This window comes from Rhizobium sp. WYCCWR 11152, assembly GCF_013087615.1.
GTDB classification, from domain to species: Bacteria; Pseudomonadota; Alphaproteobacteria; order Rhizobiales; family Rhizobiaceae; genus Rhizobium; species Rhizobium indicum.
In genome coordinates this window covers 306,014-328,996 of sequence record NZ_JABFCP010000008.1, presented here as the reverse complement: position 1 = coordinate 328,996, position 22,983 = coordinate 306,014, and the positions used below count along the sequence as shown (strand labels likewise).

At 61.6% G+C, this 22,983-nt stretch carries 16 protein-coding genes; 6 read left to right on the top strand and 10 right to left on the bottom strand.

Annotated elements, in window-relative coordinates; translation table 11 throughout:
• The first annotated feature begins 79 nt into the window (after positions 1-79).
• On the top strand, positions 80-706 hold the full coding sequence (locus tag G9X67_RS11405) for a DUF922 domain-containing protein (RefSeq protein WP_171598712.1): 627 nt from the start codon (positions 80-82) through the stop codon (positions 704-706).
• Positions 707-1,023: 317 nt separating this feature from the next.
• Here the strand turns inward: G9X67_RS11405 and G9X67_RS11400 are convergent, their stop codons facing one another.
• Together G9X67_RS11400 and G9X67_RS11395 are read right to left on the bottom strand one after the other, a co-directional pair.
• Entirely contained in the window at positions 1,024-1,344 is a 321-nt protein-coding gene (locus tag G9X67_RS11400) for a 2Fe-2S iron-sulfur cluster-binding protein (protein ID WP_003540151.1), read from the bottom strand.
• A gap of 260 nt (positions 1,345-1,604) precedes the next feature.
• The gene (locus G9X67_RS11395; protein WP_003540152.1) at positions 1,605-1,988 is read right to left on the bottom strand and encodes an Hpt domain-containing protein; all 384 of its coding nucleotides are present in this window, start codon (positions 1,986-1,988) and stop codon (positions 1,605-1,607) included.
• A gap of 461 nt (positions 1,989-2,449) precedes the next feature.
• On the opposite strand from G9X67_RS11395, the gene G9X67_RS11390 reads away from it, so the two are divergent.
• Both G9X67_RS11390 and G9X67_RS11385 read left to right on the top strand, forming a co-directional pair.
• Positions 2,450-9,592 (top strand): hypothetical protein, encoded by a 7,143-nt coding sequence (locus G9X67_RS11390; protein WP_171598711.1) that lies wholly within the window; start codon positions 2,450-2,452, stop codon positions 9,590-9,592.
• A 154-nt stretch (positions 9,593-9,746) separates the two neighbouring features.
• Positions 9,747-10,307 carry a cysteine hydrolase family protein gene (locus G9X67_RS11385; RefSeq protein WP_138329285.1) on the top strand — a complete coding sequence of 187 codons (561 nt, stop codon included), beginning with the start codon at positions 9,747-9,749 and terminating at the stop codon, positions 10,305-10,307.
• 218 nt (positions 10,308-10,525) lie between these two features.
• Here G9X67_RS11385 and G9X67_RS11380 read toward each other — a convergent pair whose 3' ends face one another.
• Positions 10,526-11,794 (bottom strand): caspase family protein, encoded by a 1,269-nt coding sequence (locus tag G9X67_RS11380; RefSeq protein WP_348649119.1) that lies wholly within the window; start codon positions 11,792-11,794, stop codon positions 10,526-10,528.
• Positions 11,795-12,161: 367 nt separating this feature from the next.
• On the opposite strand from G9X67_RS11380, the gene G9X67_RS11375 reads away from it, so the two are divergent.
• Complete coding sequence (locus tag G9X67_RS11375; protein ID WP_138329283.1) at positions 12,162-13,037, top strand: D-alanyl-D-alanine carboxypeptidase family protein; 876 nt, start codon at positions 12,162-12,164, stop codon at positions 13,035-13,037.
• A gap of 149 nt (positions 13,038-13,186) precedes the next feature.
• Here G9X67_RS11375 and G9X67_RS11370 read toward each other — a convergent pair whose 3' ends face one another.
• From G9X67_RS11370 to G9X67_RS11350, 5 genes are all read right to left on the bottom strand, one after another.
• On the bottom strand, positions 13,187-14,440 hold the full coding sequence (locus G9X67_RS11370) for a sensor domain-containing diguanylate cyclase (protein WP_138329282.1): 1,254 nt from the start codon (positions 14,438-14,440) through the stop codon (positions 13,187-13,189).
• Between the two features lie 146 nt (positions 14,441-14,586).
• Positions 14,587-15,198, bottom strand: coding sequence for an ABC-type transport auxiliary lipoprotein family protein (locus G9X67_RS11365; protein WP_138329281.1), 612 nt, complete (start codon positions 15,196-15,198; stop codon positions 14,587-14,589).
• A gap of 24 nt (positions 15,199-15,222) precedes the next feature.
• Positions 15,223-16,593, bottom strand: a complete 1,371-nt coding sequence (locus G9X67_RS11360) for an MlaD family protein (RefSeq protein ID WP_029875480.1) — start codon at positions 16,591-16,593, stop codon at positions 15,223-15,225.
• 9 nt (positions 16,594-16,602) lie between these two features.
• Complete coding sequence (locus G9X67_RS11355) at positions 16,603-17,448, bottom strand: ABC transporter ATP-binding protein (protein ID WP_018445167.1); 846 nt, start codon at positions 17,446-17,448, stop codon at positions 16,603-16,605.
• 1 nt (position 17,449) lies between these two features.
• Positions 17,450-18,619: an MlaE family lipid ABC transporter permease subunit gene (locus G9X67_RS11350; protein WP_171598709.1), complete on the bottom strand. Its 1,170-nt coding sequence runs from the start codon at positions 18,617-18,619 to the stop codon at positions 17,450-17,452.
• A gap of 99 nt (positions 18,620-18,718) precedes the next feature.
• Between G9X67_RS11350 and dgcA the strand changes: the two genes are divergently transcribed.
• Positions 18,719-19,702, top strand: a complete 984-nt coding sequence (gene dgcA, locus G9X67_RS11345; protein ID WP_138329279.1) for an N-acetyl-D-Glu racemase DgcA — start codon at positions 18,719-18,721, stop codon at positions 19,700-19,702.
• Here dgcA and G9X67_RS11340 read toward each other — a convergent pair.
• Both G9X67_RS11340 and G9X67_RS11335 read right to left on the bottom strand, forming a co-directional pair.
• The gene (locus tag G9X67_RS11340; RefSeq protein WP_138329278.1) at positions 19,654-20,874 is read right to left on the bottom strand and encodes an MFS transporter; all 1,221 of its coding nucleotides are present in this window, start codon (positions 20,872-20,874) and stop codon (positions 19,654-19,656) included. The genes dgcA and G9X67_RS11340 overlap by 49 nt on opposite strands.
• A 211-nt stretch (positions 20,875-21,085) precedes the next feature.
• On the bottom strand, positions 21,086-21,928 hold the full coding sequence (locus tag G9X67_RS11335) for a UDP-2,3-diacylglucosamine diphosphatase (RefSeq protein ID WP_024321852.1): 843 nt from the start codon (positions 21,926-21,928) through the stop codon (positions 21,086-21,088).
• A 256-nt stretch (positions 21,929-22,184) separates the two neighbouring features.
• On the opposite strand from G9X67_RS11335, the gene G9X67_RS11330 reads away from it, so the two are divergent.
• Complete coding sequence (locus tag G9X67_RS11330) at positions 22,185-22,934, top strand: phosphoglycerate mutase family protein (protein WP_138329276.1); 750 nt, start codon at positions 22,185-22,187, stop codon at positions 22,932-22,934.
• Positions 22,935-22,983 lie beyond the last annotated feature (49 nt).

The window sequence follows — 22,983 nt, the reverse complement described above, 5'->3', positions numbered from 1 at the left end:
AAAAAAGCGCCATCCGATATTGCGCTTGCGGTGGCTATGCCCCAAGCTCCTGTCGATTTCAACACGGGTTGCGTTCAGAATGCCGCTTGCAGTGCGTTATATGGTCGTTCCTATTGCCTTTTCCATTGCTCTTTCCGTCTGCAGCCCGGTGGCAGCAGAAGTGATCGCATCGAAAAGCTATTCCTATTTCAGCATCAGCGGCAAAACCGCGGATGAACTCGACCGTGAACTCAGCCGGCGCGGCCCGACGGCGAGCGGTTCCTCGGCACGCCATCCCGGCGCTACCAAGATCCGCTTCGGCGGCGAGGCAACCTATATTCAGAATAACGGGCGCTGCCGCGTCGGCAACGTCAAGGTCACGGTCCACACCCAGATCATCCTGCCGCGCTGGAGCAGCCGCAAGGGCGCCAGCAAGGAGCTGTCGATGATCTGGGACGCGCTGTCGAGCGATATCAAGCGCCACGAGGAGCGCCATGCCGAGATCGCCCGCGACCAGGCCCGCGCCATGGAGCGCGCCATCCGGGCGCTGCCGCAGCAGCGCAGCTGCGAAGCCATGCAGGAACTCGTCTCCGGCGAATCAGCTCGCGGTATAGAGGAGCACGACCGGCAGCAGGCGCGATTCGACCGGGTCGAGGCGGTCAATTTCCAGAAGCGCATGCTGAGGTTGCTGAACAATCGAATCAATGGTCGAGACGGCGCAAAATAAGGCTTTTTCAGTCTGATTGCGAGCGGAAACCCTTAGCTGCATAACGAAACTTGTGCGAAACTTGCACCCTCCCCAGCGATTCACTGGTCATTTTTCATCCTGGCAGACTCAACCGGAACGCGTTAATATGAACACATTCGAAAGTTCAGGTACGGCATCTGCACTTTCATCGCTGGGTTCTCCTGGCGCGTTCCGAAGCCGCGGATGTTCCTCCCTCATCCGTAGGTAATGCGCCCGCCTCGCCTCGCTCGCTCTAGCGCGCGAGGCGTCTTTTTTTGGTATCGAATTTTTCGGCGACGTTTGAAGCGCAGCGTGCTTCAGGCTTGGCGTTCCGGCACGTGCACCACGAGCCCGTCATAGACAGCCTTCATCCGGATCTGACAGGACAGTCGCGAGGTCGGGCGCACATCGAAGGCAAAGTCGAGCATGTCCTCTTCCATCGCTTCCGGCTGGCCGACCTTCTCCGTCCACTCCTCGTCGACATAGACATGACAGGTCGCGCAGGCGCAGGCGCCGCCGCATTCGGCCTCAATGCCGGGCACCGAATTGCGCACGGCATTCTCCATCACGGTGGAGCCTTGGTCGACGTCGAGGTCGAAGCGCGTGCCGTCGAAGGCGACGATGGTAAGTTTTGGCATCAGGACTATTTCCGGTCTTCAGGTGGGTGGGCGGATTTTCTTCCGACAATTCGACGCATCAGTCAACATTGGGAAATCCGCGACAGCCTCGCAGATCGGCCCTTCGCCCGCCGTCTTCAAAGCGTCATAAGAGACGTCGCAAAAAGACCCGCGGTTCCGCAATGGAACAACGGGCCTCGATCGAACGGTATCTTATGCACGTCGCCCAAAAGTACGCAGCGGTTTTGGCACAACGACATCTACCGAATAAAACTTGGAGATCAGCCGCGGCAGAGCTTCAGGATGAAATTCTCGGCGTCGATGACGGCGGCACCGAGCGCTGCCGTCGCGCCGGCATCACCACCGTTTTCCTCGACGGCTTCCGCTGTCTGCGACACGCGGAACGCGCCGACCGAGCTTGCCGCGCCCTTCAGCCGATGCGCGGCTGCGCCGATACGGATGGTTTCGCCGCTGGCAATATCCTGCAGGCATGCACGGGCTTGGCGCGCGAACATCTGAAGGACTTCGAGTTCCAGCGTCTTGTCGCCCATCGTCTGCTTTGCGAGATGGACGAGATCGATCGGCCGGACCTTTGAGGGACACGGTCCCTTTGCATTATCCGGCGCCTCGAATACGATGTTCAATGCTGCCATCTGGGCTGCCATTGCCAATTCTCCCGTCTCTGTCGTCCGCAGTTGCAACAGTTCTGCGACAGGAGGGTGGCCATCACGTTAAATTCCGGCACAGTCAGGGCGGAAATCTCGCCATATGGTTAACATCCGTTAATATCCCTAAACTATTGGCTTTTAAGCCGCGCCTGGGATTCAAAGGTGTTAACAACAGGTTAACGTGCCGTGAATCTCAAGCCTTCATTAATTGTGTGAAGAGCCCAGATGTGTCACTACGATACTGGTGGAGCGGGTTTATGGTACGCGCCTTTGCCGAGCGAGTGGATAATGGTAGTGTTTTGATACCTTCCGTTTGAAAAAGCGGCTATCTACTCTGAAATGACATGCTTATCCGTCCTTCGTTGGGATGGAAGGCTGGAACGGCAAAGTTGTTCCCGGGTGAGGCGGAAGCCCAGGAAGCGCTGTCGGACTGGCTGACAGTAACGAGGCATAACCGAATGGCGAACAACAGATATAACGAGTCGATTGAGGACAAGGCGTTCAAGGCATTGGACGAGGCGCTCCAGATCGACTTCAGCAAGGATAACGTACCGTCTCGCCGCGGCGACGCGCCCCAGGCCCCGGAGGCTAATGTGTCTGATCCAGTAAATGCGCGTAACCAGCAGGCCCAGGAAGAAGCGCAGCGCCGCAGCCGCCGCGGTGCCGCCGGCGAGCAGGCTTCCAGGGGTCCGGCGTTCGCGCCCGCCAACGATGCCAGCCGCAATACGCCCGCCTCGATCCTGAAATCCTTTGACGGCGCCTCCAGCCGCTCGGCGGTGCGCACCGCCACCCTGTTTTCCGTGCTTTGGGTCATGGCCGGCCTCGGCCTGATGTCGCTGCTTTATGCTCCGCAGATCTGGCAGATCCGTTCGCTCGCCGATCTCGTCGCCCTGCCCGGCGTCATTGCCGGCCTCGTCGGCATCATCATTCCTGTGATGATGTTCTATGCCTTCGCCATCATGATCTCCCGCGCCCAGGACATGCGCAACGCCGCCCGCTCCATGGCAGAGGTGGCATTGCGCCTGGCAGAGCCGGAAACCATCGCCTCCGAGCGTATCATGACCGTCGGCCAGGCCGTGCGCCGTGAGGTCTCGGCCATGAATGAAGGCATCGAGCGCACCATCGCGCGTGCCTCGGAGCTGGAAACGCTCGTCCATTCCGAAGTCAATGCGCTTGAACGTTCTTATGCCGACAACGAGTTGCGCGTTCGCGGTCTCGTCCACGAACTCGGCTCCGAGCGCGAGGCGATCGTCAACCATGCCGACCGTATCCGCACCTCGATCGGCAGCGTCCACGACCAGTTGAAGGAAGAGCTGTCGCTTGCGACCGAAGAGATCGCGGTGCGGCTTGCCACATCGGGCGAAGCCTTCGCCTCGCTGATCGATACACGCGCCGCGACGATCCTGGAAAAATCGGACAGCGCCCTGCAGTCGATGGGCAGCCTGCTCGCAGCCAAGACCGATACCCTGCTGCAGACCCTGAACGCATCGGGTTTTGCGCTGGCCACCGAATTCGACAACCGCCTCGAAGCCCTCTCCGTCAATCTCAACGACCATGGCGAAAGGCTGCTCAGCCAGTTCGAGACGCGCGCCTCGACCATGGACAGCAGCACCGAAAAGCTGAATGCGGCGCTGAATGAGCGTACGCACCAGCTCAACGAGATCCTGATCGCCCGCACCCGCGAGATCAATGAGAGCCTGACGTCAGGCGAACGCACGATCGGCGGCACGCTCGACGACGTGCTGTCGAAGCTGAACAGCGCGCTCGACGAAAAGGGCGCAAGCTTCCGCCAGAGCCTGCAGACCACCGCCGACGACGCCGTCATGGATCTCGACGTGCGCTCCGGCTTCTTTGAGGAGCGGCTGCAGACGACCGTCGCCCAGCTGTCGACCGCCTTCGACGAACGCGTCTCCGAATTCACCAGCGCCTTCGACAAACGCACCGGCTCGCTCGACACCAAGCTGATGGAGAGCCTCGCCCGTATCAACGAAACGCTGACCGGCGGCTCGGATTCGATCGACGGCATTCTGAATTCCGGCATCGACCGGCTCGGTTCGTCGATATCAGACCAGTCGCTGGCGCTCGCCACCGCGCTCGCCACCGGCCACGAAGTGTTGGAAAGCACGCTCGGCAATCGGGCGGACGAAATCACCGCGGCACTCACCAGCCGCACCGGCGAACTGACCTCGGCGCTGCAGAGCGCCACTTCGGAAATTGCGCTGACGCTTGCGACTGGCACCTCCGAGCTGCAGAACAACCTTCAGACACGCTCGGCCGAATTCCGCGACACGCTGCGCACCACCACCACCGATCTGACGACTGCCGTTGCCGCTGGCACCGAGCAGGTGACCGCTGCCTTCGGCGGTCGCGCCGAGGAACTGAGCGGCGTGCTTACCGCCCGTGCGACCGAAATCAGCGAGGCGCTCGGCACGGCCCATGGCCGTATCGACAGCGTCATGGCAGAGCGCGGCGGCGCACTGCTCCAGGCGCTGACCACTCATCACGGCCGCTTCGAGGAAGCGCTGACGACCCGCTCCGACGCCATCATCAATGCCGTCTCGGGTACCCATGACCGTCTTGCCGAGACGCTCGACGAAAAGGCGATGGCGCTTGCCATCTCTCTGAACGAGAGCCAGGCCCGCATCGAGGACACGCTCGAGACCCGCTCCGAAGCTCTGTTGAACGCCGTCTCCGGCACCCATGATCGTCTCTCCGAGACGCTCGACGAGAAGGCGATGGCGCTCGCCATTTCGCTCAGCGAAAACCAGGCCCGCATCGAAGATACGCTCGAGACGCGCTCCGAGGCCTTCCTCAACGCTGTGTCTGGCACGCATGATCGCCTGTCGGAAACGCTGGACAGCAAGGCGGCGGCCCTTACGACCTCGCTCGACGAGCGCCATGCCCGCATCGAGGATGCACTTGGAACGCGCGCCGAGGCACTGCTGAACACTGTATCCGGCACGCGCGACCGTCTTGCCGAGACGCTCGACGAAAAGGCGATGGCGCTCGCCATGTCCTTGAACGAGAGCCATGCCCGTATCGAGGAGACGCTCGAAACCCGTTCCGCCGCCCTGCTGAACGCCGTCTCCGGCACCCATGATCGCCTCTCGGAGACTCTGGACGGCAAGGCGGCAGCTTTTGCCACCTCGCTGAGCGAAGGCCAGGCCCGTATCGAGAATACGCTCGAAACCCGCTCCGCAGCGCTGCTGAACGCCGTCTCCGGCACCCATGATCGCCTCTCCGAGACGCTGGACGAAAAGGCGATGGCCCTCGCCATTTCGCTCAACGAAACCCAGACGCGGATCGAAGACACCCTGGAAACCCGCTCGGCGGCCCTGCTGAATGCGGTCTCCGGCACGCATGACCGTCTGTCCGAGACGCTGGACGAGAAGGCGATGACACTCGCCATCTCGCTCAATGAGAGCCAGTCGCGGATCGAAGAGACGCTGGAAGCACGCTCCGAAGCCTTCCTCAAGGCCGTGTCCGGCACGCACGACCGTCTCTCGGAAACGCTCGACGAAAAGGCGACGGCGATCGCCGCCTCCCTGAACGAGGGCCAGAGCCGCCTACAGGATACGCTGGAGAGCCGCTCGGAATCCTTCCTGAATGCAGTCTCCGCCACCCACGACCGCCTGTCCGAGACGCTCGACGATCGGGCGATGGCGCTTGCCATCTCGCTGAACGAGAGCCAGAGCCGTCTCGAGGAGACGCTGACAACAGGCGCCGATGCGATCACCAATGCGGTCTCCGGCACGCATGACGGCCTGAACGGTGTACTCGACCAGAAGGCCGCCACCCTCGCCGCCTCGCTGGGCGAAGGCCAGGCCCGCCTCGAGGAAGCCTTGGGCCACCGCACCGCCGCGATCATCGGCGCCGTGACGGCAACCCACGATCGGCTCACCGATACGCTCGACGAAAAGACCATGGCGCTCGCCATTTCGCTCGATGATAACCAGAGCCGCTTCGACAGTGTGCTCGAAGCCCGCAGCAACGCCATCATGGAGGCCGTCTCCGGTGCCGAGGCACGAGTCGCCGGCGCCTTCTCAGACAAGACCGATGCGATCCGCACCGCCTACACCGACAATCAGCAGCGGCTCGAAAATGCGCTTTCCGAGCATAGCGCCGCCCTCTCGGGCGTTCTCGATGCCGGCGGCAACCGCTTCGAGGATCTCGTCGGCGGCTTGACCGGCCGCATCGAAGGTCGTCTGACCGATGCACATACACGGCTCGGGGGCCTCGCCGACGAGGCCGCGGCTCGTATCGAGGGCGGGCTCGCCTCTGCCCATGAGCGCATCCGTACGACGCTCGAAGACCGCGCCAACGCCATCGACCTATCGCTGAACCAGGCCCATGCGCTGATCAGCGATACGCTGGCCGAACAGGCGACCAGCATCGGCACCTCGGTCGCGACGAGTGTTGGCATGCTCGAATTGTCGCTGGAGCACCGTGAAGCTGCGATCCGCGAGGCGATCGATGCCGGCGCCCAGACATTGGAAGATCGCATGCATGCCGGCGCCGGCCAGATCGCCGGCCGCTTCCAGGAGGCGGCAAACGCGATTTCGAGTTCCACTCAGAATTTCTCCGCCCATCTCGATCGGTCGGTCGAAAGCCTGACGGGCCGTTTTGAAGAAACCGGATCCCGCGTGGAATCCGGTCTTGCGGCGATCGAGACCCGCATCCGCGACGGCGTCGGCGGCGTTGCCGAAAAGGTCGAAGCGGCCAGCGGCCAGCTGTCCGGCGTGCTAGCCGACGGCGTCTCCCGTATCGGCGCGCTCAGCGACGACGCCACTCAGCGCATCTCGGCGACGCTCGAAGGCAGTGCTGCAAACCTCACCCAGGCGATCGACAGCCGCACCGCCAATCTGGCCGAGACGCTGGACAGCCGCACCACCAGCCTGACCGGCGCCATCGACGGCCGCACCGCGAGCCTCGGCGAAACTCTTGACCGCGGCAATGAACGCATCGAGGAACGCCTCTCCACCATGGACCGTGCGTTGACCGTCGGTCTCGAGGCTGTCAACCGCACCATCGAAGGCAAGGCCGCCGGTCTTGCCTCGACGCTGCGCAGCGCGGTTGCCGACGCAGCCCAGGGAATGGAAGGCGAAGCGACGAGAACCACCGAACTGCTTGGCAAGACCGGCCAGCAATTCGCCGAGGATCTCAATACGAAAAGCGACGAATTCACCCGCACCATGGATGAGCGCTCGTCGCAGATCGTCACCCGCGTCGCCGAAGCGCAGAACCGGCTGGCAAGCCAGGCCGCTGCCGTCGCCCAGACATTCTCGGAAGCCGGCAACGCCATCGTCAACAAGGTCGCCGAGGCCGAGACCATCGTCGGCACGCAAGTCAATGCCATCTCCAAGGTGCTGTCGGATGCCGGCCAGTCTCTGGAGACACGCGGCAATGCCATCCGCTCGACGCTGTCGGGCGCCGGCAGCGAGATTTCCACCACCATGGCGGATGTCGACCGGGCGCTCGAAGCCCGCAGCAGCGCCATCCGCTCCAATCTCGAGGAGCGCGCCCGCGAGATCGATACGACGTTCTCGGAAATCGACCGGGCGCTCGAAGCGCGCGGCAACTCGATCCGCTCGACGCTCGAGGAGCGCACCCGCGACCTCAACTCGATGCTATCAGGCCGCTCCGTCGAATTGACCCGCATCCTCGACGAAACGGCCCGCCCGATCATCGACCGCTACACCGATGCCGGCGAGCAGGCTGCCGCCCGCATCACCGCCGCGGCCAACCTCAGCGCCGACCGCCTGCGCGCCGAAAACGAAGCGCTCGCCAGCGCCGTTGCCGCGCGCACCGAGAATGTCGCCAATGCCGTCAGCGCCATCGAGAACAGTCTGGTCGGCAACGTCAACGGCCTCGTCGAGCGCATGTCGGAAAGCAGTGCGGCGATGGCGATGATGATGAACCGCGCCGCCGAGCAGCTGACCAGCGTCGACGGCCGTCTCGGCGATACCACCGCGCGTTTTGCCGACTCCGCCACCAAGGCCGCTGAAATGGTCTCCGCCTCGACCAGGCTTCTCGAAGGCAAGGTCGACCGCCTCTCCGACATCTCGGGCCAGACGCTGGCACAGGTCGGCGGCATCATCGGCCGCTTCGACGAACACTCCAAGGTTCTGACCCAGGCTTCGCAGCTTCTCGGCGCCGCCCAGTCCAACCTCGCCTCGACGCTCGAAGAGCGTGAGAGCGCGCTGCAGACGCTCTCGGTCGGCCTCGTCTCGCGCTCGGCCGAGATCGAAAAGACCATGCAAGGCCTCGGCAGCATGATCGAGACCGTGTTCGAGCGGGCAGAGCAACGCTCCAGCCAGGTTACCGGCAATTTGCGCCAGGGCGTGCAGTCCTCCTTCGCCGATATCGGCCGCATTCTCACCGAAACCGAAAAGCGCGCCCAGGAAGCGGCAGAGACGATGCGCGAGGCGATCACCCGCGCCGGCGACGAGGCCAATACGACGATCGACGGCACCTTTGCCAATGTCGAGCGCCGTTCCGGCGATCTCTCCAATCGCATTCGCGGCGGGCTCACCGCCTCGCTGTCGGAAGTCGAACGCATGCTCGGCGAAGCCGGCCGCGCCTCCGACGGTGCCGCCCAGCACATGCGGGAAGCGCTGCGCGAGGCAATCGATGATGCCGTCGGCCGCTTCTCCGGCGCCACCGAGGATATCCGCCGTTCCGCCGCCGACATCCGCAGCGAGCTCGACGCCACCCGCGCCGAACTGAAGCGCGGCGCCTTCGATCTTCCCGAGGAAGCCAAGGAAAGCGCCTCGGCCATGCGCCGGGCCGTCGCCGAGCAGATCAAGGCGCTGCAGGATATCTCCCAGCTCGTCGGCCGCTCCAGCCAGCAGCTCGAGATCTCCGAGCCCGTCGCCCGCACGCTCGTCCAGGTGCAGCCGGCCCCGCGTCCCGCCCAGCCGGTCGCAGCCCAGCAGCCGCAGCCGGCAGCGCCGCCGCCGATCGAAGCGACAGGTCTGCGCGGAACGATCGCACCGTCTGCGCCGGCTGCCGCCCCCCAGCGCGCCGCGCCGCAGCCTGCCCCCAATCGACAGGAAACAGGGCGCCAGGAAACAGGTCGCCCGGAAACAGGTCGCCAAGAGCCGGCTCGTCCGGAAAGCGGCGGCTGGATTAGCGATCTGCTGCGTGGCGCATCGCGTGAGGACGCCGCCGACGAGGCCGCGGCCGCCCGTGTTCCCGCCCGCCCGGCGGAAACTGCCGCACCGGCGGCGCGCAACAATGACAGCCGCAATCCGCGCCACGTCGTCGAATCGCTGAACTCGCTCTCGGTCGATATCGCCCGCGCCATCGATCACGACGCTTCGGTCGATCTCTGGCGCCGTTATCAGCGCGGCGAGCGCGACGTCTTCACCCGCCGCCTCTACACGCTGAAGGGCCAGCAGACCTTCGACGAGATCAAGCGCAAATACGACCGCGAACCGGAGTTCCGCACCGCCGTCGACCGCTACATCGGTGATTTCGAAAAGCTTCTCGCCGACGTCGCCCGCACCGACCCGAACCGCACGGTGACGCAGTCCTACCTCACCTCGGATACGGGCAAGGTCTACACCATGCTCGCTCATGCCGCAGGCAGGCTCGGCTGAGCCTGACCGACTGACGGATACCTTCGATTGGAAAGCCGCCTGAACACATGTCAGGCGGCTTTCGTTCTATAATGCGGGCGTGACCAGACCTCTCTGCGGACATGTGAAAGCAACAACCGAAGCCCGCCACCCAGCCACGGAAACCGCTCCCGAAATGACCAAGGCCTTTCTGATCATCGACGTGCAGAATGCTATTCTCTCAGGAAAAGCCTCGCCGGAGCGGCAGCCTCGTATCGATGCCGCGCTCGACGAGACCGTCGCACGGTTGGCAGCGCTACAGGAAAAAGCCAGGCAGGCGGGCGTGCCGATCGTGCTCGTTCAGCATGACGGCGGCGACGGCCATCGATTGGCTGTCGGCACGCCAGGCTGGGCGCTGCGCGAGGAGATCGCGCCGGGACAAGGCGAGATCGTCGTCCGCAAGAAAAGCGCCGACTCCTTCTTCGAAACCGATCTTGCCGAACGCCTAGACGAACGCGCAATCACCCACCTCATCGTCGGCGGCTGCATGTCGCAATTCTGCGTCGATACGACAGTCAGGCGGGCCGTCTCGCTCGGATATGACGTGACGCTGGTCGCCGATGGCCACATGACCGGCGATACGGCAACCCTCACCTTCTCCGAGATCATCGCCCATCACAATGAAACGCTTGACGGTTTCGACGCAGGCAAGGCGACAGTAGAAATCCGCCCCGCCGCCGACATCGCCTTCTCATAAAGTTTTTCAGGCAGCACGAAAACCGGGACCATCAAGCGGCTCCGGTTAGACTGTGACATTTGCGACATACCCGGGGGCGGTCCCTCGAATAGAGGATGTTCTCGAAGCGGATCACACCCTTTGCACGGCCGAGGCGCATCACTGGAGTATTACCGTTCTTGCCCCGCCAATGTAGCTGAAGTAGGTGCGGAGGAGAGGCAATTGATGCCGCGATCTTTCTATTGAGCATTGCTGCCATCAGTCCGGGCCAGATCATCTGACGCCCAAGCCTGAATTGCCTGATTGAACACACGCTCACCATCCTCGCCCTTTTCAAGCGTCAGCAGCGCTCGTGTGCCGTTCTGATAAAAGATCGGCAAATCAATCCATCGGCGTTTACCAAGCAATTCGATGTTTTTGGCGCGAGCATCAGGCAAACCATTGAGCGCCAGCATATAGAGAGTGTCAGTGACCTTGCCGGCCACGGCTATCAACATGTCGCCGCGAGCGCCTTCCGTGGTCTTCATCGACATGCTCGTCCAACTATTAATTCCGCCTCCTTCAAATCCTGCCGCGATCTGAAACGATAGTTCGAAGAGATGGCTCGCAGCGATCGATAGATCCGTGTTTCGTTCCAGCGTCAGTACAGCCGTCAGGTTACGCTGCGGAATTTCCATGTGGCCCCGCACGACTGGATCGGAGTGGCCCTTGGCGTCGGTCCGCATATCGATTGACCAAGTCACCGAGCCAGCCAATGCCGTCGGCTCCGGCATTCCAACTCTCTCCTCATAGAGAACCATTTGAGCTTTGGTAGCCGGCAAATTGGTGGCGGAGGATGGGCTGAGATAGACAGGTTCCTCGGGCAAGCTGGAATATTCGAACGGTGTCTGCTGGCCATCGGTTTTATTTCGGACATAGGCAGAGACGCGTCTGAAAAGAAAATTCACCTCAAGCCCGGGCATCTCCAGGAACTTCAGCAGGCCCTCGGTATAGGGGCTGTGATCGGAATCGACGCCATTTGCAGTGGCGCCCGCCTCCGCCGAATAGCTGACGAGCAAATTCGGCGTTGGTTCGATCCCCGCAAGCCCTCGTCCGATGGAACGGCTGGCTCCGTTTGGCTTCATATTCAGCACAAAGGGATTCTTGCGGTATACGTCGAGAAGGACGATGCGAAGACCTTTGACGCTGCGAACAGCATCCAGAACATTGTCCAACATCACGGTTTCAGGGGTCGCCTGCGCTTCTGTGCTTAAAGTGGCATCCGTCGGAATGAGATAGTTGGAGCCGTTAAGCTCCATTCCGTGTCCGGCGTAGAATACCACGGCAATATCTGCCCCGGCCGCAACATCGGAAAACGTCGACAGAGCGGAATCGAATTCAACCTTTGTCGCATCATGAACGACCGTCACCTCGAAACCCATTCGCCGAAGCGCTGCGCCGATAGCAGTCGCGTCATTTCCGGGATTCCGAATCTTTTCGACCTGGCTATAGGCCGAGTTGCCAATCACCAACGCAACGCGTCCGGATGACGCAAGGCTGGAAAGAGCAGAGAAGATGAGCAACGACCAAAACCATTGCCGAGCGCATCATAGAAATCCCACCTCACGCAGCGTAATGCTGTCTTCCAGCGCCTTAGATCGAAATGAGCGTGGCCGCAAGGATTGTGCGAGATCCGACGCTTCATTCCTCGCTGCAGGCCGAAGCCGCTCGACGTCGGCAAGGCCAAAGCCTGACATGGTGAAACAAAAGGAATCAGCTGTGGATGATCCTTTTTTATTGCCCCCTGTCCTTCATTCCGTCACAAACTTTTCTGATCCGCTCACATTCAAACAAACGGCTCACTCCACCATCCAAACGACAGAGACAGCAACATTGATGACCAAAACGACATCCAGGCTCCTTGCCACCGCGCTCTCTTCCTTTTTCCTGATGGGCGCTTTCACTCAGGTTCAGGCAGGCCAGGCAAGCTTCGTCGTGGATGTGCAGTCCGGCCAGGTCCTCGAAGGTTCCAACCAGGACGATCTGAACTATCCGGCGTCGCTGACCAAGATGATGACGCTCTATCTGGCCTTCGAAGCCCTGCATGACGGACGCCTCAACTGGGACCAGAAGCTCACCATGTCGGAAAATGCCGAGAGCAAGGAGCCCTTCAAGCTCGCTGTCGGCGCCGGCCGCAAGGTGACGCTGCGCGAAGCGGTCGAAGGAATTGTCGTGCTCTCCGCCAATGATGCGGCTGTGGCGATCGCTGAACAGCTTGGCGGCTCCGAACAGGTTTTCGCCAAGGCGATGACCGACAAGGCACGCCAACTCGGTATGAAGGATACGGTCTTCAAGAATCCGTCGGGCCTTCCCGATCCGGAGCAGGTCACCACGGCGCGGGACATGGCGACACTCGGCGTTTCGCTGATGCGGGACTTCCCCGAAGAGTTCAAGCTCTTCTCCATGCGCGGCTTCCAGTTCCGCGGCATGAAGCTGCGCGGCCACAACAACCTCATGTATCGCTATGACGGCGTCGACGGCATCAAGACCGGCTACACCGATGCATCGGGCTACAATGTCGTGACCTCGGCGCTGAAGGATGGCCGCCGCGTGGTCGGCGTCGTCATGGGCGAAAAGACTGCGAGCATACGCGACGACAAAATGGCAAGCTTGCTGGACAGCACCCTGTCGCCGTCATCAAGCACCACAGCTTCCACGACGCCAGGCACGCAGCCGGGCGCGACGATGACGGATTCGCAACCGACGAAATAGGCCCGATGAGCGGAGACTTGCCGGCAGGATTTTGCTAGCGCATCGTGCTTTCCGAAAATCGGAAGCGATTTTCGGAAAGCACGATGCGTAGACTCAAAGAGTTAGAGCGTCCTTTGTGCGTCCCAAAAGACGCACGGCGCTCTAACGGGTTATCTGAACGCGACTTCCAGATGCTGCCGGTCTTGCGCGATCACCTTGCAATTCGTTTCGAATCCTTCGCCTTTGATGGCCAGGACAAATTCAGAAGGAATGCCTGATGTATTGGAGACTGAAATGCCGGCGCTCTCCGAGCCTATGGTTTTGACGGTGCAGTCGATGGTCGAACGCCGATCGTTGAACAGGATCGAACCTGCCTTCAGCACCCGCCGTCGAGCCCCAATGGCGTGATCGGCGTGGATGGAACTCCACGACACGCAACGATTCCGTCCGCCATGCTTGGCCTGATACATTGCCGCATCCGCCTGAGCCAGCAAGGTCTCGATCTCCTTGCTGACGATCGAGAGTGCCGACGTTCCAAAACTGGCTGTGACGGTCAGAGCGCCATGATCGCCACGAATGATCTCGGAGGCGACGGCGGCTCTGAGTTTCTCCGCGACCGCGGCAGCACCTTCCCGATCGACATGCGGCAGGATGACGGCAAATTCCTCGCCGCCAAGGCGGCCGAACAGATCGCCGGCTCGAAGGGTCGTCTTGCAGGTCGACGCCACCGCCTTGAGGACCTCGTCTCCGGCGGCATGTCCATGGGTATCATTCACCTTCTTGAAATGGTCGATATCGAAGACGATGCATGAGAGGTCGTGCTTGTGCCGCAGAGCGAGCGAAATGAGCTGATCGGCCTCCTGCTTGAAGGCACGCCGTGTCATCGCCTCGGTGAGGCTGTCGATCGCGGCCGACTGCATGAGCTCGATGCGGTCCATCGCCGCGCCCGCCAGTTCCTCGAGAATGCCGAGATCTCTGTTGCCGAACGATCTTGGCCTGCGGTCGATTGCGCATACCGTTCCGATCATGTGCCCGGCTTTTGTTCTCAACGGCACACCGGCATAAAAACGAATACTGTCCTCGCCCGTCACCGCAGGATGCTGTGAAAACCGCGAGTCCCTGGTAGCGTCCTGCACGACAACAGGCCTTTCACAGTCCACGACATAGCGGCAGAACGTATCTTCGCGCGACACCTCGTCGCCCGCGAGGCCGGAGCAAGCCTTGTACCATTGCCGATGCGCATCGATCAGCGACACGATGCCGATGTCGATGGAAAAGACCTCCTTTATCAGGCGTACGATCCGCTCGAAGCCCTCGTCTCTCGGCGTGTCGAGCAGATCGAGCTGTTGCAGCGCAGCCAGGCGATCATTTTCGCGCTGGATCGCCTCCGATGACGATTTCCCGAATACTCGCGCAACCACCATGCAGCATTCCTCCTGAAAGGGACTACATGATGCGTTCCATAAATTCGTGAAGAAATTGAATACGATGACGACCCCTATGCCAGGGATCAAATATTTTTCACAATCGACAACCCCCGATATTCACGGGGCGGCATCGAAATTCAAATTCAAATTGAGCGCAGCGTCCAGCTGACGATCTCGGAGGCGACGTTGGAGAAGGCGCGGTCGAGGCCTTTGACGAAGCCGTCATTGTCGCCGCCGGCCGGCGCCATGGCGCGGAACACCTTCTGGGCGCGCACCGAGCCGTTGCGATCATTGAGGATCTTGGCGGAAATTTCGACCACCGCCTGGTTGCCGTGCGAAGCGTCGATCTCGAAGGCGCGGATATCGGTGACGATCTGGTAGTCGATCGCCAGCCCCTGCCCCGGCATGCCGACGCCGCCGAGCTTGCCCGAGTTCTCGAAGGCTTCCACCAGCTTCGACTGCACTATGCGCGGCAGCTTGTCGCCCCACTGCGCCTTTGAGAGATACTGGATTTCCGAAGGCGAAACACGGATGACGATCTGCTCGCTGTCGAGCGACCTTAGCGCCGTCGGGCTGGCGATCAGGATCTGGCGGGATTTGGCCGCGGGTCCACTGCCGTCGACGGCAGCGGGCAGGTCATAGGTGTCGTTCTTGGCCGCGGTGCCGCACCCCGAAAGGATCAGCGCCGTCAGCGGCAGCGCGATCACCGTTCCCCTGATCCGTGAACGGCGCGACAACAAATGCGATGCGACCATATTAGGCTACCCCTGATTTCCCAGTTAACGCCGCGTCCGGCCGTCATATTGCTTCACCGTGTCCCCGCCGAAGATCAGGCGTTGCGGATTGCGGTCGAAGTTGGTGATCGTATCGTTCAGATTGCTGACGGTTCCGCGCATGTCGTTGACGAGAGTCTGCACGTCGCGCAAGCCGCCGCTCGAGAATTTCTGCAGATTGTCGGCAATCGGTCCAATGCGCGAATTCAGGTTGTCGGCGACCTTCTTGAAGGATTCCAGCGTATTGCGCGCCTCGGTGAACAGCGATTGCGTATTGTCGGTGCCAAGCAGCGCATCGACCTTGATGAGAATGCCGTCGATGCGGGTCGAGGCCGAATTCAGCTTGTTGGAAAGTTGCGATACGTCCTGGATCGTCTGGTCGATATCTTTCTGACGCGCCGAAACCGTGTTGGCGACCTCGCGGATCGAGGCGACGGCGGCGCGCGCATCCTTGGTCGCCTGCGCGATGTCGTCCACGGAACCCTTCACCTTCGCCGGGTCGATCTGGGCAACGAGCGTATCGACGCGATCGAGTGTCGCCTGCGCCTGCTTGCCGAAATCGTTGAAGGTTGTGGCCGTCTGGTCGAACTTCTGGATCGCGCCCTTGAGGTCGCCGGAGGCATCGGCGACATTAGCGGTAATCTTCTCGGCATTGGAGACGATGTTATCGATCTTTTGCGCATCGACCGCCTTGACCAGCGACTCGACGGCTTGAAGCGTCGAATCGACACGGCCGGAGACCGCCTTCACCGTATTGGAGAGCTCACCCACGCTCTGCAGGAAGGCGTCGATATTGCCGGAATTCTTGGCAAGCGCATCCGAAAACGTCTCGGCATTCTTGAAAGTCTCGGTCAACGGCCCGCGCGAATCTTCGATGAAACCCTGAAGCTCGCCGACCGCGTCGTTGGCGCGATCGAGGATCTTGTCGGCGGTCGCCAGAAGATTGGTGACGCTCGATTGGTCGGCAACGATGACGGCGCGTTTGCCGTTATCGATCGCATGCTGGAGGATGCTTTCCTCGCCCTTGCGGCCGCCCGAGAGTTCGATATAGGCAGCCCCGGTCAAACCCTGGATTTCAAGGGCGGCCTTGGTGGAGGGGTAGATCGGCGCATCGGTGCGCACCTGGGTGAAGGCCAGCGAATATTGCGGATCGTCGGCATCGATCGACAGCGTCTGCACCGAGCCGATCTGGATGCCGTTGAAGCGCACCGGCGAGCCGACGCTGAGACCGTTGGCCGAGCCCGGAATACGAACGATCAGTTCCGTCATCGGGCCGCCGCGGCCATATTCGGCCATCCAGTAGACGAAGCCAAAGGCAGCCGCGATCACCAGCACCGTGAAAAAACCGACAATCGTGTAATTGGCTTTGGTTTCCATCTTATCCGGTCACTTTCCGCTGCTGTCGTGCCGCGCGGCAGCATCGTTCTGCGGCACAATCGACCGCGCGCGTTTGCCCTTGAAATAGGCCTGCACCCACGGATCGTCATAGGCCAGCATGTCGTCGATCGTGCCTTCCACCATTACTCGCTTCTTTCCGAGCACGGCAATACGGTCGCAGACCGAAAACAGGCTGTCGAGGTCGTGCGTCACCATATACACGGTCAATCCCAGACTATCGCGCAGGTTGGCGATCAGTTCGTCGAATTCGGCCGCACCGATCGGGTCGAGGCCGGAGGTCGGCTCGTCCAGGAAGACGAGTTCCGGATCGAGTGACAGTGCGCGGGCAAGGGCTGCGCGCTTGATCATGCCGCCGGACAGTTCGGATGGATATTTGTCGGCGGCATCGGCTGCAAGCCCGACCATACGGATCTTCAAATGCGCCAATTCGTCCATCAGCGAGGTCGGCAGGTCGAGATATTCGCGCATCGGCACCTGGATGTTTTCCTTGACCGTCAGCGACGAGAACAGCGCTCCCTGCTGGAACAGCACGCCGAGCCGCATGTCGAGGGCGTTGCGCTGCGGTTCATCGAGCTCGTCGAAATCCTGGCCGAGGATCTTGATCGTGCCGGAGCGGCGCGGCAGCAGCCGGAGCACCGTGCGCATCAGCACCGATTTACCCGTGCCCGACGCGCCGACGAAGCCGAGGATCTCGCCGCGGTAGATATTGAGGTTCAGATTGTCGAGCACGACCTTGGAGCCGAAGCCGACGGTGACGTCGCGCGCCGACAGCACGATGTCCCTTTCGTCCTTGTCTTCCGTATCGATCGGTTTCTCGTCCACGCGGTCCGCCATCCTAGAAATCGATCGCTGCATAGAACATCGCAAAAAGCCCGTCCATCAGGATGACGACGAAAATCGCCTTCACCACCGCGGCCGTCACGTGCTGGCCGAGCGATTCCGCGCTGCCGCCGACCTTCAGCCCCTCGACGGCGGCGACGATGCCGATGACCAATGCCATGAACGGCGCCTTGATCATGCCTGAGAGCACCGTCGACAGTGTGACCGCCTCGTGCAGGCGCGACAGGAAGTTGGCGAAGGTGATGCCGGAATAGCCCCAGGCGACGGCGGCAGCACCGCCCAGCGAGGCGAAATTTGCCAGCACCGTCAAAAGCGGCAGCGCTATGGTCAGCGCCACTAGCCGCGGAAAGATCAACACGCCGATCGGGTTCAGCCCCATCACCTTCAGCGCGTCGATCTCCTCGCGCATCTTCATCGAACCGATTTCGGCGGTGATCGCGCTGCCCGAGCGGCCGGCAATCATGATCGAGGTCAAGAGCACGCCGATTTCGCGCAATTGCAGGATGCCGACGAGATCGACGACGAAGACCTCAGCACCGAAGTAGCGCAGCTGGAAGGCGCCTTGCTGGGCGATGATCGCCCCGATCAGGAAAGACATCAGCAAGATGATCGGAACGGCGCGAACGCCCATATGGTCGATTTGGTTGACGATCGAGGCAGGCGAAACGCCGCTGCCGCGGCCGAACTTCATCTGCGCGCCGCGCACAGCCGAGCCGAGGATATACATGGCAGCGGCGAAATTGTCCCAGACCTCATAGGTCATTTTGCCGATCGGCGCGAAGATGCGCGTGGCAAGCGAGACTTTCTCCACCTGCTCCGGCTCGGGCTTAGCCGGCTCCTCGGAAAACATCTCCAGCATTTCGTCGATATGCGAGTTGGTGCCTTCGAAGCGAACCGTCCGCCCGCCCGCCTCTTCTTGCTTCTTCAGCCGGCACAGCAGCCAGATGCCGGCGGTGTCAATCTCCGAAATCTCCGAGAGGTCTACCGTCAGATCGCCATTCTTCTTTTGCAGGAGCTTTTCGAAATCGCGCAGCACCAGATGGATGTAAGCGCTGCGCCAATTGCCCTGAAGACGCACACGCTGTCCCGAGCCATCAGCCTGGTCGTCCACTTGCAGTGAGGCGGCGTTGCGATTCTCGGCGTTCAAGATACTTGTGTCTTTCAAGGCTTACAGCGACATTGCCGAATCGCGAAGCAGATCGTTCGCCCGGCGCGTCAATATACAGAAGCACCGTGCAATTTCCATGCTTGCAGGAGAGCAATAATGCCGCGCACCCTCGATATCCAGATGAATTCCTTTCCGATTGCCGGGACCTTCACCATCTCGCGCGGGGCAAAGACCGAGGCCGACGTCATCACCTGCACGCTTATCGAAGAGGGTAAGCAGGGGCTTGGCGAATGCGTGCCCTACCGCCGCTACGGCGAGACCATGGAGAGTGTTTTCGCCCAGATCGAGGCGGCGCGACCGCTGATCGAGGCCGGCATCTCGCGCCGCGACCTGCTGTCGGCGATGCCGCCGGGTGCGGCCCGCAACGCCGTCGATTGCGCCCTCTGGGACCTGGAGGCGAAACAAACCGGTGAAAGCGTCGCGGCCCGTCTCGGCCTTTCCGCTCCGCAGCCGCTCACCACAGCCTACACCATCTCGCTCGGTGAGCCGGAGGTGATGGCCGCCCAGGCCCGCGAACATGCCGGCCGTGCACTGCTCAAGGTCAAGGTCGGAACCGGGGACGATGAAAGCCGCATCCGCGCCGTCCGCGCGGCCGCGCCCGATACCGCCATCATCCTTGATGCCAATGAGGGCTGGCCGGAAGCGGTGTTGGAACACCACCTCAATATCGCGGCGCAAGCGGGTGTGGCCCTCGTCGAACAACCGCTGCCGGCCGGTCGCGACGCGTTGCTCGCCGAAATCCGCCGCCCGCTCCTCGTCTGCGCCGACGAGAGCGTCCACCACACCGGCGATCTCGCAAGCCTTGCCGACCGCTACGACGCGATCAACATCAAGCTCGACAAGACCGGCGGCCTGACGGAGGCGCTGTCGATGAAGGCCGAGGCCGAACGGCTTGGATTCAGCATCATGATCGGCTGCATGGTCGGCACCTCGCTTGCCATGGCGCCCGCCGTTCTGCTCGCCCAGAATGCCGATTTCGTCGATCTCGACGGTCCGCTGCTGCTTGCCCGCGACCGCGAACCCGGCCTGCGCTACGCCGCTTCGCTGGTCTTTCCGCCGGAAAGCACCCTTTGGGGCTGAAGGTAATAGGCGAAGATGACGAGGCCGAGGCCGGAAAACGCGACCAGCGCCATGACGTAATAGCTGACGACGCCGAGCCAGGCATAGAGATAACCCGACGCCAGGGTCATCAGCGCCATCGCCATGCCGACATAGAAGAAATAGGCGCCCTGTGCCGAAGATTCCTGCGTCTCCTGCACCGTCGCCATGATCCGTCGCTGCACGCCGGTATGCACGAAGGCGTAGGTGAAGCCGTGGAAGCATTGCAGCAGGAAGAAACCGGCAAATCCCGTATTCATCGGAAACAGTATCCAGCGGCAGACGCTGATGGCGCAACCGAAGCGGATCAGCGTCCAGGCGTCGAAGCGACGGCTGAGGCGCTTCGACAGGAAGAACACCGTCACTTCCGAAGCGACGCCGGCGCTCCAGAGCAGGCCGACCTCGGTGCCGGAAAAACCGAGGTGATGCCAGTAGATCGAGGAGAAGGCGTTGAGCACCGCATGGCTCGATTGCTGGATGGCGACGCCGATCAAGAGTAGCAGCAGGTGTGGCTCCCGCAGGCCGCTGCCGGTGGCGGCCGGAAGATCGATCGGCTGGCCGCGGCGCCGCGTCGGCCCGATGCGCGGACAGAAGATCGCCATGACAACGGTCATGATAAAGCCGAACGCCATGACATCAAGCACCATCCCGCCGCCCCACCGGTTGATCAGCTGGCCACCAACCAGCGTCGAAACGATGAAAGCAATCGAACCCCAGACCCGCATCGATCCGTAATCGAGCCCCCAGCGGCGCACGCCCGATATGACGATCGATTCGACGACCGGCACATAGGGCGCGAAGGTGGCGCCCTGCAGCGTAAAGACGATGAAGACAGGCCAGAAAGTCGTCGTCCAGTAGAGTGCTACGGCCGTCAGCAGCGACAGGCCGCCTGACCAGAGCAGTACGTCGGCGCGCTCCTTCATCCGGTCGGCAATCATGGCGACAACAGGCGCCACCAGCACGCGCACCACCATCGGAACGGCCAAGATCACACCGATTTCGTGGTCGCTGAAGCTGTGGCCCGCAAGCCAGACGGGGAAGAACGGCAGGACGATGCCGTTGACGAGCAGCGGCGCGCAATAGGAAAGCGCGCTGAGCAATCGGAAGCGCCGCGGCGCTCCCTCACCCGTCGGGGAAATTTGAGCGGGAATCATGGATGGACCTGAAGGAAACTCGTCGTTGTCCTAACACACCACCCCGGAAGCGACTATTGCGAGAAATAGCCCTTCTGAAACGTTTTAGAAAAAAAATAGGGCCTGTCGCCTGACGGTAACGGCTAAATTCCTACTGCAAAATTTCAAAGTGCTACAGCGTCCTTTGCGCGTCTGAAAAGACACGCGGCGCTGTAAAGCGCCGGCGCCAAAATCAGGCGGCTTGCGGGGCCAGTTCACCCTCGTCATGCATTTCGATGGCGGCAAGCGCCGGCACACTGCTGGCGAGCGCCCGCCAGGTGATCAGTTCGAAGGTGCCGTCCTCGTGCTCGGCGACCGCCGTGCAGCTTTCCACCCAATCGCCGGTGTTGATGTAGCGGATGCCGTCCATATCCTGGATGATGGCATGATGGATATGTCCGCAGATCACGCCGTCGGCGCCGTTTTTGCGGGCTTCCTCGGCCACGACGCGCTCGAATTCGCCGATAAAATTGACGGCATGCTTGACCTGCAGCTTCGCCCAGGCCGAGAACGACCAGTAGGGCATACCCAGCCGGCGGCGCACTGCCGCCAGGATGATGTTGATGCGGATCGCCGTGTCATAGGCCCAGTCGCCGAGATAGGCGAGCAGCCGGGCGTTGCGGACCACGACGTCGAACTCGTCGCCGTGCAGGATCAGGTATTTCTTGCCGTCGGCGCCGTCATGCATCATGCGCTCGACGACCTCGATGCCGCCGAAATGCATGCCCGGGAAGGCGCGCAGGAATTCGTCGTGATTGCCTGGAATATAGACAACGCGCGTGCCCTTGCGCGCCTTGCGCAACAGTTTCTGGACGACGTCGTTGCAGACCTGCGGCCAGTACCAGCTGCGCTTCAGGCGCCAGCCGTCGACAATGTCGCCGACGAGCACGATCGTGTCGGCCTCGTGGTGGCGCAGGAAATCCAGCAGGAAGTCGGCCTTCGCGGCCTTCGAGCCGAGATGGACATCGGAAATGAAGAGCGTGCGGAAATGTCTGGGTTCCATCATGTCTTTCACGAGCTGCCGCTCATGTCCCATCTTTCATCTAACCTTCCAAAACCAGACTCGTGTTTCAGGAAGATGACAAGCTGGGGAAAAGCCCTGCAAACCTGTTCATCCCACGCGGGCAGAATGCCCGTCGTCGCGAAGGCAGCATGCCCGTCGCCGCGTGGCCGCATGGCCGTCGCCACGTGGGCAGTATGCCCGTCGCCGCCAGGTCCGCGGACAAGGTTGCCCTGTGCATTCAGGGCGTTCATGATGACGGCGATTCATATCCGACAATGCGGGATGGCTGATGCGTCTCTTTCTCGTTCGCCACGGCGAATCCCTCGGCAACATCAATGAACAGGCCTACCGCCAATTCGGCGATCACAATGTGCCGCTGACGCGATGGGGCCATCGGCAGGCTCTCGAGGCAGGCGGCGTGATCGCGTCCTATCTCCAGGCATTGCCGAACGCGGGTTTCGGCAAGCTGCAGATCTGGTATTCGCCCTTTCTCAGGACCCGGCAGAGCAAGGATGCGCTGCTCGAAGCCCTGCCGGAAAGCTTCGTCGGCGATATCAGGGAGGATTATCTGCTGCGCGAGCAGGATTTCGGTCTCTTCACCGAAATCTATGACCACGCCGAACAGAAGCAGAAGTTTCCCGAGGAGTTCGAAAAATGGGCGAGGCTGCGCAGTAACAGCGGCAAGTTCTACGCCCGGCCGCCGGATGGCGAAAGCCGGGCGGATGTGGCCCAGCGGGTGCGTCTGTTCCTGCAGACAGTCATGCACGACGCCGAAAATAGCGACCACAACGTCGTGATCGTCGGCCATGGCGTCACCAACCGGGCGGTCGAGATGAATTTCCTGCACCGCCCTGTCGAGTGGTTCGAGCGCTCCGACAATCCCGGAAACGCCGATATCACGCTGATCGAGGGGACGCGCTCGCAAGGATACGAGTCGATCCTGCTGCATCAGGCCGCCGACCGGCAGCCGGGACAGGAAGGCGAATTGCGCGATGCCTATGGCGCCGACGTGACGATCACGCCGAAGCCAAAGGCATAATTCCTGAAATCCAACCGCGCAAAGGTGTGGCGAGTTGCGCAAGGCAACC

What these genes read in the sequence shown, in the direction of transcription:
- G9X67_RS11405 (WP_171598712.1), top strand. Translation starts at nt 80, where the DNA reads ATGCCGCTTGCAGTGCGTTATATGGTCGTTCCTATTGCCTTTTCCATT.
- G9X67_RS11400 (WP_003540151.1), bottom strand. Translation starts at nt 1,344, where the DNA reads ATGCCAAAACTTACCATCGTCGCCTTCGACGGCACGCGCTTCGACCTC.
- G9X67_RS11395 (WP_003540152.1), bottom strand. Translation starts at nt 1,988, where the DNA reads ATGGCAGCCCAGATGGCAGCATTGAACATCGTATTCGAGGCGCCGGAT.
- G9X67_RS11390 (WP_171598711.1), top strand. Translation starts at nt 2,450, where the DNA reads ATGGCGAACAACAGATATAACGAGTCGATTGAGGACAAGGCGTTCAAG.
- G9X67_RS11385 (WP_138329285.1), top strand. Translation starts at nt 9,747, where the DNA reads ATGACCAAGGCCTTTCTGATCATCGACGTGCAGAATGCTATTCTCTCA.
- G9X67_RS11375 (WP_138329283.1), top strand. Translation starts at nt 12,162, where the DNA reads ATGACCAAAACGACATCCAGGCTCCTTGCCACCGCGCTCTCTTCCTTT.
- G9X67_RS11370 (WP_138329282.1), bottom strand. Translation starts at nt 14,440, where the DNA reads ATGGTGGTTGCGCGAGTATTCGGGAAATCGTCATCGGAGGCGATCCAG.
- G9X67_RS11365 (WP_138329281.1), bottom strand. Translation starts at nt 15,198, where the DNA reads ATGGTCGCATCGCATTTGTTGTCGCGCCGTTCACGGATCAGGGGAACG.
- G9X67_RS11360 (WP_029875480.1), bottom strand. Translation starts at nt 16,593, where the DNA reads ATGGAAACCAAAGCCAATTACACGATTGTCGGTTTTTTCACGGTGCTG.
- G9X67_RS11355 (WP_018445167.1), bottom strand. Translation starts at nt 17,448, where the DNA reads ATGGCGGACCGCGTGGACGAGAAACCGATCGATACGGAAGACAAGGAC.
- dgcA (WP_138329279.1), top strand. Translation starts at nt 18,719, where the DNA reads ATGCCGCGCACCCTCGATATCCAGATGAATTCCTTTCCGATTGCCGGG.
- G9X67_RS11340 (WP_138329278.1), bottom strand. Translation starts at nt 20,874, where the DNA reads ATGATTCCCGCTCAAATTTCCCCGACGGGTGAGGGAGCGCCGCGGCGC.
- G9X67_RS11335 (WP_024321852.1), bottom strand. Translation starts at nt 21,928, where the DNA reads ATGGGACATGAGCGGCAGCTCGTGAAAGACATGATGGAACCCAGACAT.
- G9X67_RS11330 (WP_138329276.1), top strand. Translation starts at nt 22,185, where the DNA reads ATGCGTCTCTTTCTCGTTCGCCACGGCGAATCCCTCGGCAACATCAAT.